We start from the raw sequence: 13668 nt of genomic DNA, 5'->3' as shown, positions 1-13668 counted from the left end.
AAGGCTTGGGGGGCGTAAATCACTCTTGGCCGCCGATCCGGACAAAGGTCGCGTAATCGGGCACCCGGCCTTCACGCAGGGCCTTTCGTTCATAGCGGGTGGAAATCCAGTCATCCCAGGGCGCACCGGAATGGGCCACCAGCGCAAAGCCCGCCTTCGGCACCTCGCACAAGGCCTGGCGCATGTAATCGGGAATGTCGGTCGCCACGCGGAATTCGGCCCCCCGCGCCATGCAGCGCGCCAGCGGCACCAGATGATCCTGCGTCACGAACCGGCGCCGGTGGTGGCGGCGCTTGGGCCAGGGATCGGGATAGTTCAGGAAGGCCTTCGCGATACAGCCCTCGGGCAACACATCCATCAGATCGCGCGCATCGCCCGGATGCACCGCCAGATTCGTCACCCCCGCCGCCCGGATCTTGCCCAACAGCATCGCCACGCCGTTGATAAAGGGCTCGCAGCCGATGATGTTGATCCCCGGATAGCGGGCCGCCATATGCACCAGATGCTCGCCCCCGCCAAAGCCGATCTCAAGCCAGACCGGATGGTCGTTGCCAAAGATCGTGGCCGGGTCGATGATCTCGCGCGCAGGGTTTTCCTCGCGCGAAATTCCGCGCGGGCGCAGCGTCTCCAGATCCTCGGACAGATAGGCCTTCTGGCTGGGGCGCATGGTCTTGCCCGACCGGCGCCCATAGAAATTGCGCCATTCGGGGCCGGCATCGGGCCCGGTCTCGGGTTTGGGGGTGTTCTCGCTCATGGCCGCGGGCTCTAGCGCCCCTGCCGGCCCAAGGTCAAGACCAAGCCGCCGACAGACCCGGCGCGGCGGCCCTTTCATCTTGCCCCAAATACCTCCGCCGGAGGCATCCGCCCCACCCGCCCGCGACCGGGCAGGCCCCGGCACCGCCGGCGACGCACGGGGGCGCGCCATCGGCGCGCCCCCGTTTGCCGGGCCAGGTCCGGCACATCTGCGATCAAATCGCCTTTTTCAGCACCTCGGTCAGATCGGTGCGTTCCCAGCTGAAACCGCCATCGGCCTCGGGCGCGCGACCGAAATGGCCATAGGCCGCGGTGCGGGCATAGATCGGACGGCACAGATCCAGATGGGTGCGGATGCCACGCGGCGTCAGGTCCATGCATTGCGCAACGACCCGTTCGATCTCGGCATCGGGCACCACGCCCGTGCCTTGCGTATCGGCATAGATCGACAGCGGCCTGGCTACGCCGATCGCATAGGACAGCTGGATCACGCATTTGCGCGCCAGCCCCGCCGCGACCACGTTCTTGGCCAGATAGCGCGCCGCATAGGCGGCCGAGCGGTCCACCTTGGTCGGGTCCTTGCCGGAAAACGCCCCGCCCCCGTGCGGTGCCGCGCCGCCATAGGTGTCCACGATGATCTTGCGCCCGGTCAGCCCCGCATCCCCGTCCGGCCCGCCGATCACGAAGGTGCCGGTGGGGTTGACCCACCATTCGGTCTGGCCGGTGATCCAGCCCTCGGGCAGGACCTCGCGGATATAGGGTTCGACGATGGCGCGGATGTCGGCGCTGGTCTGGCGGGCATCGGCATGCTGGGTGGACAGCACGATCGAGCTGACCCCGACCGGGCGGCCGCCCTCATAGCGCACCGAAAGCTGGGATTTCGCATCGGGACGCAGCGTCGGCTGTTCGCCGGATTTGCGCACCTCGGCCAGGCGACGCAGGATCGCATGGGCATACTGGATCGGCGCGGGCATCAGTTCGGGCGTCTCATCGGTCGCATAGCCGAACATGATGCCCTGGTCGCCCGCCCCGTCCTTGTCGACGCCCTGCGCGATATGGGCCGACTGGCGGTGCAGAAAGTTCTGCACGTTCAGCGTGTTCCAGTGGAATTCGTCCTGTTCGTAGCCGATGTCGCGCACACAATCGCGCACGATCCCCTCGACCCGGCCCATGAAGGCATCCAGCGCCGCCGCGCCGGACAGCCCGACCTCGCCGCCCACGATGACACGGTTTGTCGTGGCGAAGGTTTCACAAGCGACGCGGGCATTGGGTTCCTCGGTCAGCAGCGCGTCCAGCACCGCATCGGAAATCCGGTCGCAGACCTTGTCGGGATGCCCCTCCGAGACGGACTCGGAGGTGAAGATGTAATTCTGTCGTGTCATCGGGAAGTGCTCCATTGATATGATCCCCGTCACGCCAGGAAGCCGTTGTGACGGTTCGTTGCGCCTGCCTAGACCGCGCCCCCGCGCGGGTCAATGGCTTTTGACCGTCGCGCCCTGCGTCCGTGCAGCGCAAGCCCGGCGACCAGCGCCAGGATCGCGCCCGCCACCGGCCCGTCGCCCCAGATCCAGTAGGGCGTGACCGGCAGGGCCGCGGGCAGCTCGGCATCGACCACACCCGCCTGATCCAGCCCCAGCGCCGCCACCACCCGGCCGCGCCCGTCGATCACCGCCGACACGCCGGTATTGGCCGCGCGCGCCAGCGGCAGCCCCGTCTCGATCGCACGCAGCCGTGCCTGGGCCAAATGCTGCCAGGGGCCGGACAGATTGCCGAACCAGGCGTCATTGGTGACCTGCATCAGCCAGTCGGGCCGTTCGGGCGCCGCGCGCAGATCCTGGGGAAAGACCGCCTCATAGCAGATCAGCGGCTGCACCCGGCCCAGGGGACCCAGATCCAGCACCCGCGCGCCCGGCCCGGGGGTATAGCCATTGCCCTCTTGCGCGGCAAAGGCGCGCAGGCCCAGACGCGCCAGCGCATCGCCAAAGGGGATATATTCGCCAAAGGGCACAAGGTGGAACTTGTCATAGACCGCGCCGGGGCGCGCATCGGCGCCGATCACCGCCAGGCTGTTGAAATAGCGCAGGCCCTCGGCGCGCTGCACGCCCAGCGCCACGGGCACGCCGCCCGCGGCCCCGGCGATCATCGCCAGCCCGTCGCCGGGACGATCCAGCAGGAAAGGCACCGCCGTTTCGGGCCAGATCACCAGGTCGGCGGGCGCATCGCCGGGCGCGGCGGTCAGGTCAAGATGGCGGTAGAAATAATCCAGCCGGTAATCGGGATGCCATTTCAGATGCTGCGGCGCATTGGGCTGCACCAGCCGCAGCCGGACCGGGGCGTCGCGCGCAGGCTCGGGCGCGGCCAGACGCGCCGCCCCCCCCGCCCACAACCCCGCCAGCGCCACAAGCGCCAGCACAGGCGGTCCCATCCGCCGCAAGACCGCGCGTCCGGCCCCCGCGCCGGGCCAAGCCAGCGCCAGCCCCGCCCCCAACAGCGCCGTCACCAGCGACAGGCCCACCGGGCCCACCACCGCCGCCGCCTGCGCCACAGGGGTGCCGACCCAGACATGGCCCAGCAGCACCCAGGGAAAGCCCGTGAACAGATAGCTGCGCAACAGATCCGACAGCGCCAGCCCCGCCGCGATTCCCAGGGCCCGCGCCACCGGCCTGTGCGCCAGCGCCGCGCCCAGCCCCGTGCCCAGCGCCCAGAACACCCCCATCCCCGCCGCCATCAGCACCAGCGCGAAGGGCGCCATCCAACCATGCGCCCAAGGGTCCACCAGAAAGGGTTCCACAATCCAGAACATCGCGGCCAGCGCATAGCCAAAGCCCGCGGCCCAGCCCGCCCAGGCCGCCTGCGCCGCCGAAGGCGCGCCCGCCCCCTGCACAGGCAGAACCCATGCGATCAGGCCCGCCAGCGCGGGCAGCGCCACGAACCACCAGCCCAGCGGCGCCTGCCCCGCGGCCACGCCCGCACCCAGGGCCGCCGCAAGCACCAGCGCCCGCGCGGTCGGGCGCGCCGGGGCGCGAAAATAACGACCCAGCCCCGCGATCATTCCGCCGATCATTCGGCCGGCGCCACGCCCGGCAGCCGCACCCGAAGCCGCTTGATCCGCCGCGGGTCGGCATCGACGATCTCGAATTCGACGCCATTGGCCGCCACGATCACCTCGCCGCGCGCGGGCACGCGGCCTATCTGCATGAAGACCAGACCGCCCAGCGAATCGATTTCCTCATCCTGTTCGGCATCGGCCAGCTTCATGCCGATCTCGGATTCGAAATCATCCAGCGGCGCGCGGGCCTGCACCAGATACTGGCCGGGCTTTTCCTGTGCCCAGAAACCGCCCTCGGCCTCGTCATGTTCATCCTCGATCTCGCCGATGACCTGTTCAATCAGATCCTCCAGCGTGACCAGCCCGTCGACCCCGCCATATTCGTCGATCACCAGCGCCATATGCGTGCGCTGCGCCTGCATCTTCTGCAACAGCACCCCGATCGGCATCGAGGGCGGCACATACAGCAGCGGGCGCAGCATCTTGCGCACCGAAAACCGGCCCGTGCCCGCCGCGCCAAAGCCGTGTTCCAGCGCCAGGTCCTTCAAATGGATCAGCCCCAGCGGCGTATCCAGCGTGTCCTTGAACACCGGCAGGCGGGAAAAGCCCTGCGCACGGAACACCTCGACCAGCTCGTCGCGGGTGATGGTGACCGGGACCGCCACGATTTCCACCTTGGGGATGGCGACATCGCCCACGCGCATGCGGCGCAGATTGCCCAGGCCCGGCAAAGCCGGCACGGGCGGGGCGGCGGGGGGCGGGACGGCCCCATCGCCTTCGGATGGGCTCAGCGCATCCAGAATACGGCCAAAGAACCCGCGCGATGCGCCGGGTTCGGGCGAACTGTCCGCCTCATCGCTGCCCGAGGGCGGCTCGGGGGCGGTGGCGGCAGAGCCGTCAACAGATTGTGCCATCAGTCCTTTCCAAATCAGAACCGCGTTGCGCGGCCTCAGTCATATGGGTTTGCGATCCCCATCCGGTCAAGGATGCGAATTTCGGCAGCCTCCATCAAGGCGGCATCGCCATCGCGGATGTGATCATAGCCCAGAAGATGCAAGGTGCCATGCACCAGAAGGTGCATCACATGGCTTTCGAAATCCTTACCCTGTCCGGCAGCCTCGCGCATGCAGGTTTCATAGGCGATCGCGATATCGCCCAGTGTTTCGGGCATCATCGCCGTGCCCGGCTCGGGGCGGTCGGGCGCATCGCCATCGACCGCCGCACCGCGTTCCCCGGACGGCCAGGACAGCACGTTGGTGGGCTGCGGCTTGCCACGGAAATCGGCGTTCAGTTCCGCGATGCGCGCGTCATCGCAGCCCATCAGGCAGATTTCAAAGCCCGCCGCATCCAGCCCCAGATCGGCCAGAACCGCGCGCCCCGCGCGTTCGCCCAGCCCGGCAAGGTCGATCCCGTCCCAGCCGGGCGCCTCGATCAATGTATCAACCAGCATCTCCATCGGCGCGGTCATAGGCCTCGATGATGCGCGCGACAAGGGGATGGCGCACCACATCGGCGGCGGTAAAGTAATTGAAGCTGACGCCCCTCACCCCGGTCAGGATGCGTTCCGCGTCGGCCAGCCCCGAGGCCACGCCGCGCGGCAGGTCGACCTGGCTGCGGTCGCCGGTGATCACCATGCGTGAACCCTGCCCCAGACGGGTCAGGAACATCTTCATCTGCATGGTGGTGGCGTTCTGCGCTTCATCCAGCACGACAAAGGCATTGGCCAGCGTGCGGCCCCGCATGAAGGCCAAGGGCGCGATCTCGATGCGCTTTTCCTCCATCAGCTTGGCCAGCTGCTTGGCAGGCAGAAAGTCGTTCAGCGCGTCATAAAGCGGCTGCATGTAGGGATCGACCTTTTCCTTCATGTCGCCGGGCAGAAAGCCCAGACGCTCGCCCGCCTCGACGGCGGGGCGCGACAGGATGATCTTGTCGACATGGCCGCCGATCAGCATGGTCACGCCCACGGCCACCGCCAGATAGGTCTTGCCGGTGCCTGCAGGCCCGATGCCAAAGGCCAGCTCGTTTTCGAACAGATGGCGCACATAGGCCTTTTGCGCGTCGGTCCGGGGTTCGACCTGCTTCTTGCGGGTGCGGATTTCGTAATGACCGGCGGCGAACATTTCCAGCTGTTCATCCAGCGGCACGGCATCCTGGCCCAGATCGCCCATACGGATCGCAGCGTCGATTTCCTCGGCATTGACCGGCCGCCCCTGTTCCAGCCGCCCGTAAAGCTGGCCCAGAACGGTTGCCGCCCGGGCCTGCGCCTCGGGCGTGCCGACCACGGCCAGCTGGTTGCCCCGTCGCAGGATGTGAACCGAAAGCTTGTGCTCGATCTGCGCCAGATTGCGGTCGAATTCGCCGCAAAGCCCGATCAGAAGCCGGTTGTCAGGGAATTCCAGCAGCGTTTCATGCGCATCCTGGGAACGAGGCGGGGGGGTGATCGCGCTAAAGCCCAAAAGCATCTCCCAAAGCAAGGTTGCCGCAGATATGGTGCCCCCGCTTGGGATTCTACGCAAGCCTTGGTTCACAGTTGCGTGTGTGGCGGGCGTAATTTCACCAAAGTGACAAGAAACCCGCCCCGATCAGCCCGCGATCAGTTCGCCGGCCAGCGAATTGGGCGCGCTGGCGGTGATGCGCACCCGCGCCAGCGTTCCGGGCGCCAGCCCCTCGGCCTTGACGTGGACCGCGTGCAGATAGTCGGACTTGCCAACCCACTGGCCCGGCAGGCGGCCGGGTTTTTCGAACAGCACGCCCACCTCGCGCCCGACCATCGCGGCCTGCGCCGCGCGCTGCTGCCGGGTGATCAGCGCCTGCAGCCGCTGCAGCCGGTCATCGGCGATCTCGGGGGCGACGGGTGCGCGGTCCGCGGCGGGGGTGCCGGGGCGGGCGGAATATTTGAAGCTGTAGGCCATGCCATAGTTGACCGCCCGCACCAGATCCATCGTCGCCTCGAAATCGGCATCGGTTTCGCCGGGGAAGCCCACGATGAAATCGCCCGACATCATCATGTCGGGGCGCGCGGCGCGGATGCGTTCGATCAGGCGCAGGTAGTCCTCGGCGGTGTGGCGGCGGTTCATCGCCTTCAGGATGCGGTCGGACCCGGACTGCACCGGCAGGTGCAGATAGGGCATCAGCCTGGCTTCCTCGGCATGGGCTGCGATCAGATCATCGCTCATGTCATTGGGATGCGAGGTGGTGTAGCGGATACGTTCCAGCCCCTCGATCCGGGCCAGTTCGCGCACCAGACGGCCCAGGCCCCAGTCGCCACCCTCGCCCGCGCCGTGATAGCCGTTCACATTCTGGCCCAGCAGGGTGATTTCCTTGACACCCCTGGCCACCAGCTTGCGCGCCTCGGTCAGGATGCGGGCGGCGGGGCGGCTGACCTCGGCCCCGCGGGTGTAGGGCACGACGCAGAAGGCGCAGAACTTGTCACAGCCTTCCTGCACCGTCAGAAAGGCGGTGGGCCGTGCGCTGGCGGGGCGTTCGGGCAGGTGGTCGAACTTGTCCTCGGCCGGGAAGTCGGTATCGACGGGCTTTTCCCCCGCCTCGACCGCGCGCACCATCGCGGGCAGCCGGTGATAGGATTGCGACCCGACGACCAGATCGACCAGCGGCATCCGGCGCAGGATTTCCTCGCCCTCGGCCTGGGCCACACAGCCGGCCACGCCGATCTTCAGGTCGGGCCTGGCATTTTTCAGCGGGCGCAGGCGGCCCAGATCGGAATAGACCTTTTCGGCGGCCTTTTCGCGGATGTGGCAGGTGTTCAGCAGGACCATGTCGGCCTCGGCCGCGTCCTCGGTCAGGACATAGCCTTCCGCGCCCATCGCCTCGGCCATGCGCTCGCTGTCATAGACATTCATCTGACAGCCATAGGTCTTGATATGGAGCTTTTTCGGCTCGGTCACGTCCGCCATCGGGCCATCCCTTTTGCAATCGCCGCCTGATAGCCCGAAACACCCCCGCCCGACAAGCGCGCCGGCTTGCATTCGGCCCCGCCTCGCGCAATCTTGCGCGTGTTTCGGGCTTGCGCGTGCTTAGGGGGTATCATGGATTACGCGTCGCTGCGGGCATTTCTGGATCAGGGCCGGGCGGTGCTGGCCAATGGCCCGGTCGCGCTGATCCTGATCGAAGACCTGATCGAGGCGGAAAGCACGCTGCGCCACCACCTGAAGGCGGGCTTTCGCGCGGTGCTGGCGCTGGCCCCGCCCGAAGTGCGGCTGCCCCCCGATCTGACCGCCAGGATCCACCGCATCCACCACGATGTGCACCGCCCCGATGCGCTGGTGGACGCGGTCAATGCGCTGATTCCGGCCTGTGCGCCCACCACCTGGCTCTATTACGGCTACAATGCCGAATATCTGTTCCACCCCTTCTGCGAAACCCGCAACGTGCGCGAACTGCTGGCCTTTCACGCCGAAGAACGCCGCGATGCGATGCTGTGCCATGTCGTCGACCTGTATGCCCCCGACCTGGCGCAACACCGCGATGCGGTCAGCCTGGCCGATGCGATGCTGGACCGGGCGGGCTATTTCGCGCTGGCGCGGACCGATCCGGCCACCGGCCAGCCAAAGGAACGGCAGCTGGATTTCTTTGGCGGGCTGCGCTGGCGCTTTGAGGAACATGTGCCCGCGCACCGGCGCAAGATCGACCGCATCGCGCTGTTTCGCGCCCGGCAGGGGCTGGTGCTGCGGCCCGACTACACGTTCAACATCGAGGAATATAACACCTACGCCTGCCCCTGGCACCATAACCTGACGGCGGCGGTGGCCTCATTCCGGGTGGCCAAGGCGCTGAAGCTGAACCCCGGCTCTTCCTATGACATCGCCGATTTCCGCTGGCACAATTCGGTGCCCTTCGACTGGCATTCCCGGCAGCTGATGGACCTGGGCCTGATGGAGCCGGGCCAATGGTTCTGATCGCGCGGGCCTGATCGCGCCCCCGATCCTTTCGGGCGGATCCGGGTATCCGTGCTGCGACATTTGCAGGTCTGGCCCCGGGGCGCGCTTTGCGGCAAGATACGATCGCCAGACAAGGGAAGCCGAAGGGACAGAATGAAACCGGAATATACCGCGCTTGCGCGTCAGTCGCTGTTGTTGTCCGCCGCGCCCGGCAATGTGGTCGAGGCGGTGCTGGCCACCGCGCGGGTGCGCGACTTCGAACGTGGCGCCACGATCTTTCTGCAAGGCGAACGCGCCAGCGCCATCTATATCGTGGCGGAAGGCTGGGTGAAGCTGTACCGCATCGCCCCCAATGGCGCCGAGGCGGTGGTGGGCGTCTTCACCCGCGGTCGCAGCTTTGGCGAGGCGGTAGCCTTTCGCCATGACGTCTATCCCGTCGCCGCCGAAGCCGCCACCGACTGCCGGCTGATCCGGATCGAGGCCGATGCGCTGTTGCGCCAGATCCGCGAAAGCCCCGAAATCGCCGTTTCAATCCTGTCGGCGACCTTCGCCCACCTGCACAGCCTGGTCACCCAGGTCGAGGCGCTGAAGGCCCAGACCGGCGCGCAGCGCGTGGCCGAATTCCTGCTGGAACTGGCGCCCTGCCAGGACGGCGCCTGCGAGGTGACGCTGCCCTACGACAAGGTGCTGATCGCGGGCCGCCTGGGGATGAAGCCCGAAAGCCTGTCGCGCGCCTTTGCCAAGCTGCGCGATCAGGGCGTGGCGATCCGCCAGAACGTCGCCGCCATTTCCGACATCGCCGCCCTGCGCGACTTTGCCGAGGAAGACCCGGCCCAGGCCTGGGGGCGCGGATGACGGACAGGCAGATGACGGACAGGCAGATGACGGACTGGCAGATGACGGGGACACAGATGACGGGGGCACAGATGACGGGGGCGCAGGCCGGGCGGCTGCATCAGGTCCTGGCGGCGATCGACGCGGCCAATGCCGCCGACCCCACGCAGGAAGACGGGCGCCCCGCCGCCGCCCTTTACGGCGAACGGATGAGCGCGGAACTGGCGCGCCTGTTTCCCGACACGGATGAGGTGTTGCAGATCGCCGCGCGCGGCCAGCATATCGAACGCTGGCTGCTGCCCCGCGCAGACTTTCCCCAAGGGCGCACGGGCTATCTGGACTGGCGGCGCGAACAGGGCCGGCGGCATGGTGACCGGCTGGCCGGGCTGATGGCCGATGCGGGCTACCCGGCGCAGGATCAGGACCGCGTCCGCGTGCTGCTGCGCAAAGAGGGGCTGAAACGCGACGCGCAGGTGCAAAGGCTGGAGGATGTGATCTGCTTCACCTTCCTGCGCTGGTATTTCCACCCCTTCGCGTCAGGCCGCGACCCCGAGGGGCTGTTGAAGATCGTGGCCAAGACCGCGCGCAAGATGTCCGATGCGGGCCGCGCCCGCGCGCTGGCCGAATTCGACCTGCCCGAACCTTTCGCCAGCTGTTTCCGCCCCTAGCCAGCTAGGGCGCGGGCGACACGCCGATCACCGGCGCGTGCAGGTGCCAGACCGCCGCCCAGGCGATCACCGTCAGCGCCAGCCGCGCCATCGGCGGCGCGCCGCGTGGCCGCCACCGCCCCGCGATCAGCGCGACCAGCGGCACCAGCGCGGTGCGCGCGCTCAGCGCCTGCCAGCGGGCCGCGCCCATGTCACGCCGGCGCCGGGCCTCGACCATGCGCATGCCCAGGACCGAGAAGACCACGAAAAAGCCGAACAGGATCGCATGGGCCAGATCGCCATTGGCCAGCAGATGCGCCCCCGCCCACAACACCAGCGCCCATAAAAGCGGCTGACGCGTCAGCCCGGCGATGCCGGGACGGTCGGGGTCAAAGCCGGTCTGACGCCCCTCAAAGGCAAAGGGATTGGGCGCGCCGGTGCCAAAGACCGCCAGCGCCACCGCCACCGGCATCACCAGATTGACCGCCCACCGCTGCCAGATCGCAGGGTCCCACAACGGCACGAAGGGCGCCCGCCCCGCCGCCGCGATCACCCAGACCAGCAGCGCGGTTGAAATCAGGCTGAACGCGGCCACATAGCCCCGCGGACCCAGCACCGCCGTCACCCGCGCCTTCAGCCCCAGCATCGCCGGAATGCGGTGCGAGCCCAGAAACAGCCCCATCGCCAGCGCATATTCCACCCAGCCCATCGCTACCCCGCCGCCGCCAATCCCAGCAGGATCAGCATGTAGATCGCCAGCACCATCGAAAAGCCCCGCCGCCAGAAGGGCGCGTGGACCAGTTCCAGATAGTGCCACAGAATAACCTGCGCCTTGACAAAAGCCAGCAGCAGGACGCCCGCCGCCAGCACAACCCCCGACAGCCCGCTGATCGCCAGCAGGGTGGACAGGGCGGACAGGGCCAGAAGGGCAAACCAGGCGCGGGTCAGGGTCATGGCGGGCTCAGTGCAGCAGGTAGATGACAGGAAACAGGATCACCCAGACCAGATCGACCATGTGCCAGAAGGCCGCCCCCGCCTCGACCCCGCGCGGGATGGGGCGGATCGCCAGCAACCACAGGATCACCACACCCGCAATCACATGGGCGGCGTGAAAGCCGGTCAGAAGATAGTAGAAGGTGAAAAAGGCATGGGTTTCGAAATTGATGCCCTGTGCGGCCTTGTCGGCATATTCGACGCCCTTGACGACCAGGAACACCACCCCCAGCGCACCCGCCAGCACCAAAAGCCCGCGCGCCCGCGCGACCAGGCCCCGGCGCACCATTGCCACCGCCAGCGCCGCCAGCCAGCCCGAGCTGACCAGCACGATCGTGTTCACCCCCGCGCCCGCCCGGTGCAGATGGTCCTGCGCCGCGGCAAAGCCCGAAGGATCGGTCAGCCGCACCCCCAGAAAGGCCGCCAGCCCCGCGCCAAAGACCAGCAGCTCGGATACGATCAGCACCCAGATCATCAGATCGCCGGGCAGGTCGTCAAAGACGCTGGGGGGATCGGCCTGTGTCATCAGCCCATCACCAGCTGGCGATAGATCTGTGGCAGGGCCTGGGTCAGCTTTTCGGGGTCGGGGATCAGCGCAAAGCCCCCCTGCCCGAAGATGCGCGGAAACCACGACTTGCCGTCACGATCAACGGTGATGCCAAAGACGGCATGACCCGCGCGCCGTGCCTCCAGCACGGCCTTGTGGCTGTCCTCGATGCCGTGGCGACCCTCATAATGGTCCAGGTCGTTGGGCTTGCCATCGGTGATCACCAGCAACAGCCGGCGTTTGCGCGCCTGTTCGGTCAGCCCCGCCGTGGCATGGCGGATCGCGGCGCCAAGGCGGGTGTAATGGCCCGGGCGCAGCGCGGCGATGCGGGCCTCGACCGGCGCGCCCATCGGCTCGCCAAAGGCCTTGGCGGTCTGCACAAAGACCCGCTGACGCTTCAGCGAGGAAAAGGCGTGGATCGCGAAATCATCGCCGCAGGCGTGCAGCCCCCAGGCCAGCGCCGCCAGCGCCTCGCGTTCGACATCGATCACCGTGCGCCCGCCGTGGCCATGCCCCGGCACCGCCGATTCGGTCGACCGCGACACATCCAGCAGGATCGACACCGCCAGGTCGCGCTTTTCCGCGCGGGTCTGGCGCCAGACGCGATCATCGCCCTGCCCCGTGGCCATCAGTTCGACCCGCGCGCGCACCGCACGGTCGGTATCCAGTTCATCGCCATCGGTGAAGCCGGGGACCGCGATGCGCGACGGGCGCAGCGCCTCGAACTGGCGGCGCACGGCCCGGATGCGCTTTTGCGCCGCCGGATCCGCCTGGAAGGCGGCGATGTCGTCGCTGGGCGCGATGGCCGAGGCCAGCACCCGCGCATGCGCCGGCAGATAGGCCCCGGACCGCACATCCCATTCGGGATAGGTGCAGATGTCCGACAGCGCCTCGCGGTCGACATCTTCGGGCGCCAGGTCCAGATGCAGCTTCAGCCGCGTGGACGGCGCCTTGGAAATCTGCCCCAGGCCGATTTCGTCCTGATCGTCGGCGGCCTTCCTGGCATCGTCATTGTCATCATCCTCGACCCGGCGGTTGAGGTTGATGAATTCCGCCCAGGACAGGATCGCCTCGAACTTGTGCAGGATGAAACTGTCGGTGCGTTCGGCCTGATCGGCCTTGCGGCGCCGCGCGCGGTGGGTGCGCGCGCCCTCGCCTTCCTCGGGCGTGCCCTCGGTGTCGCGGGTTTCCACGGCATTGGCCTCGGACCGGGCCAGTTCGCGCAGATCGGGCCAAAGCGCCACGGGCCGGAACGGGCGATAGCCGCGCGGCGCCACAAGGCCCGCCAGCTGTTCGCCCGGATCGCCCGCGCCAAGCCGGGCCTGCAGCGCCTGCGCGGCATCGGGCAGCGGCGCGGGATCGCCCAGCTGCGCACGCACCAGCGCCTCGACCGCGGCCTCGGTCGCGGGGCGTTTTTCCACGGGGCGCAGCGCCAGAAGGGCTGCGCAAAGATCACGATAGAGGCCGCGAAAACCCGGTGCCTCGTGCAAGGTGCGTGCCACCATGTCGCGCGCGGCGATCAACGCGGCCAGATCGGCGGCCAGCGGATCGGCCTGCGCCACCGGCGCCCCGGCATGGGCGGCCGCCGCGGCCAGCCACAGATAAAGCGCGCCATTGGCTTCGCGCGCGGGAAACACCGCCAGGCTTTCGGGCAGCCGCAGCGCCGCGCCGTCAAAGCTGGCGCGCGGCACGGTTTCGGCATAGGTGCCAAGGCTGCGCCGCCAGGACAGGCGGTGATGGCTGATTTCCTCGGCCACGGGGCGGATCTCGACGGCAGGATTGCCGCCAAGACCCCGGAACAGGACTGCCAGCCGTCCGCCAACCTCGGAAAGGCCGACCCGGGCTCCATCGTGGACGCTTGGGGCGTCCAGACGGCTGGCAAAAGCGTGCCACAGTTTCCCGACACTTTCTTCGGGTTCCCATGGCTCGAAATCGATCCCGGCCATC

Annotated in this window: 14 protein-coding genes and 1 riboswitch; of the genes, 3 read left to right on the top strand and 11 right to left on the bottom strand. The window is 67.9% G+C overall.

The features are described 5' to 3' along the window. Positions 1 to 19: 19 nt before the first annotated feature. The 7 genes from trmB to miaB all read right to left on the bottom strand — a co-directional run bounded on the left by trmB (position 20) and on the right by miaB (position 7707). Entirely contained in the window at positions 20 to 754 is a 735-nt protein-coding gene (trmB, locus tag ACK8OU_RS01455; RefSeq protein WP_410301559.1) for a tRNA (guanine(46)-N(7))-methyltransferase TrmB, read from the bottom strand. A 214-nt stretch (positions 755 to 968) separates the two neighbouring features. Then, positions 969 to 2135, bottom strand: coding sequence for a methionine adenosyltransferase (gene metK, locus ACK8OU_RS01450; RefSeq protein WP_410301557.1), 1167 nt, complete (start codon positions 2133 to 2135; stop codon positions 969 to 971). 7 nt (positions 2136 to 2142) lie between these two features. Beyond that, positions 2143 to 2192: riboswitch (SAM-SAH riboswitch) on the bottom strand. Positions 2193 to 2203: 11 nt separating this feature from the next. Next, positions 2204 to 3817 carry an apolipoprotein N-acyltransferase gene (gene lnt, locus ACK8OU_RS01445; protein WP_410301556.1) on the bottom strand — a complete coding sequence of 538 codons (1614 nt, stop codon included), beginning with the start codon at positions 3815 to 3817 and terminating at the stop codon, positions 2204 to 2206. Then, positions 3814 to 4716 carry a hemolysin family protein gene (locus ACK8OU_RS01440; RefSeq protein ID WP_410301555.1) on the bottom strand — a complete coding sequence of 301 codons (903 nt, stop codon included), beginning with the start codon at positions 4714 to 4716 and terminating at the stop codon, positions 3814 to 3816. Before ACK8OU_RS01440 ends, lnt begins: the two co-directional genes overlap by 4 nt. A gap of 35 nt (positions 4717 to 4751) precedes the next feature. After that, complete coding sequence (gene ybeY, locus ACK8OU_RS01435; RefSeq protein ID WP_410301997.1) at positions 4752 to 5258, bottom strand: rRNA maturation RNase YbeY; 507 nt, start codon at positions 5256 to 5258, stop codon at positions 4752 to 4754. Beyond that, complete coding sequence (locus ACK8OU_RS01430; protein WP_410301554.1) at positions 5242 to 6264, bottom strand: PhoH family protein; 1023 nt, start codon at positions 6262 to 6264, stop codon at positions 5242 to 5244. Before ACK8OU_RS01430 ends, ybeY begins: the two co-directional genes overlap by 17 nt. A 120-nt stretch (positions 6265 to 6384) precedes the next feature. After that, positions 6385 to 7707 (bottom strand): tRNA (N6-isopentenyl adenosine(37)-C2)-methylthiotransferase MiaB, encoded by a 1323-nt coding sequence (miaB, locus tag ACK8OU_RS01425; protein WP_410301996.1) that lies wholly within the window; start codon positions 7705 to 7707, stop codon positions 6385 to 6387. Between the two features lie 141 nt (positions 7708 to 7848). Here miaB and ACK8OU_RS01420 point away from each other — a divergent pair, with 141 nt between their 5' ends. The 3 genes from ACK8OU_RS01420 (at position 7849) to ACK8OU_RS01410 (ending at position 10202) form a co-directional block, all read left to right on the top strand. Then, on the top strand, positions 7849 to 8718 hold the full coding sequence (locus ACK8OU_RS01420; protein WP_410301553.1) for a glycosyltransferase family protein: 870 nt from the start codon (positions 7849 to 7851) through the stop codon (positions 8716 to 8718). A gap of 135 nt (positions 8719 to 8853) precedes the next feature. Continuing rightward, a complete protein-coding gene (locus ACK8OU_RS01415) occupies positions 8854 to 9555 on the top strand; it encodes a Crp/Fnr family transcriptional regulator (protein ID WP_410301552.1) in 702 nt (233 codons plus the stop codon). A 71-nt stretch (positions 9556 to 9626) separates the two neighbouring features. After that, positions 9627 to 10202, top strand: coding sequence for a DUF4202 domain-containing protein (locus tag ACK8OU_RS01410; protein ID WP_410301995.1), 576 nt, complete (start codon positions 9627 to 9629; stop codon positions 10200 to 10202). Positions 10203 to 10206: 4 nt separating this feature from the next. Here ACK8OU_RS01410 and ACK8OU_RS01405 read toward each other — a convergent pair whose 3' ends face one another. The 4 genes from ACK8OU_RS01405 to ACK8OU_RS01390 are packed head-to-tail and all read right to left on the bottom strand — an operon-like array spanning position 10207 to position 13667. Next, positions 10207 to 10890, bottom strand: a complete 684-nt coding sequence (locus ACK8OU_RS01405) for an NnrU family protein (protein ID WP_410301551.1) — start codon at positions 10888 to 10890, stop codon at positions 10207 to 10209. Between the two features lie 2 nt (positions 10891 to 10892). Next, positions 10893 to 11135 carry a cytochrome C oxidase subunit IV family protein gene (locus ACK8OU_RS01400; RefSeq protein WP_410301550.1) on the bottom strand — a complete coding sequence of 81 codons (243 nt, stop codon included), beginning with the start codon at positions 11133 to 11135 and terminating at the stop codon, positions 10893 to 10895. Positions 11136 to 11142: 7 nt separating this feature from the next. After that, positions 11143 to 11700: a cytochrome c oxidase subunit 3 gene (locus ACK8OU_RS01395; RefSeq protein WP_410301549.1), complete on the bottom strand. Its 558-nt coding sequence runs from the start codon at positions 11698 to 11700 to the stop codon at positions 11143 to 11145. Further along, entirely contained in the window at positions 11700 to 13667 is a 1968-nt protein-coding gene (locus tag ACK8OU_RS01390) for a nitric oxide reductase activation protein NorD (RefSeq protein ID WP_410301548.1), read from the bottom strand. The genes ACK8OU_RS01395 and ACK8OU_RS01390 overlap by 1 nt, the downstream gene beginning before the upstream one ends. Position 13668 lies beyond the last annotated feature (1 nt).

Origin of the sequence: Pontitalea aquivivens, from assembly GCF_046507575.1 — a bacterium.
GTDB lineage: Bacteria > Pseudomonadota > Alphaproteobacteria > Rhodobacterales > Rhodobacteraceae > Pontitalea > Pontitalea aquivivens.
The sequence above is the reverse complement of the archived record's forward strand: the minus strand, read 5'-3'. Positions and strand labels throughout refer to the sequence as shown.

Bases quoted from the DNA above. Each gene is read 5' to 3' on its own strand.
- ACK8OU_RS01405 (WP_410301551.1), bottom strand. From the start codon at position 10,890: ATGGGCTGGGTGGAATATGCGCTGGCGATGGGGCTGTTTCTGGGCTCG.
- lnt (WP_410301556.1), bottom strand. From the start codon at position 3,817: ATGATCGGCGGAATGATCGCGGGGCTGGGTCGTTATTTTCGCGCCCCG.
- ACK8OU_RS01440 (WP_410301555.1), bottom strand. From the start codon at position 4,716: ATGGCACAATCTGTTGACGGCTCTGCCGCCACCGCCCCCGAGCCGCCC.
- ACK8OU_RS01415 (WP_410301552.1), top strand. From the start codon at position 8,854: ATGAAACCGGAATATACCGCGCTTGCGCGTCAGTCGCTGTTGTTGTCC.
- ACK8OU_RS01410 (WP_410301995.1), top strand. From the start codon at position 9,627: ATGACGGGGGCGCAGGCCGGGCGGCTGCATCAGGTCCTGGCGGCGATC.
- ACK8OU_RS01430 (WP_410301554.1), bottom strand. From the start codon at position 6,264: ATGCTTTTGGGCTTTAGCGCGATCACCCCCCCGCCTCGTTCCCAGGAT.
- ACK8OU_RS01390 (WP_410301548.1), bottom strand. From the start codon at position 13,667: ATGGCCGGGATCGATTTCGAGCCATGGGAACCCGAAGAAAGTGTCGGG.
- ACK8OU_RS01400 (WP_410301550.1), bottom strand. From the start codon at position 11,135: ATGACCCTGACCCGCGCCTGGTTTGCCCTTCTGGCCCTGTCCGCCCTG.
- ybeY (WP_410301997.1), bottom strand. From the start codon at position 5,258: ATGGAGATGCTGGTTGATACATTGATCGAGGCGCCCGGCTGGGACGGG.
- ACK8OU_RS01395 (WP_410301549.1), bottom strand. From the start codon at position 11,700: ATGACACAGGCCGATCCCCCCAGCGTCTTTGACGACCTGCCCGGCGAT.
- ACK8OU_RS01420 (WP_410301553.1), top strand. From the start codon at position 7,849: ATGGATTACGCGTCGCTGCGGGCATTTCTGGATCAGGGCCGGGCGGTG.
- metK (WP_410301557.1), bottom strand. From the start codon at position 2,135: ATGACACGACAGAATTACATCTTCACCTCCGAGTCCGTCTCGGAGGGG.
- trmB (WP_410301559.1), bottom strand. From the start codon at position 754: ATGAGCGAGAACACCCCCAAACCCGAGACCGGGCCCGATGCCGGCCCC.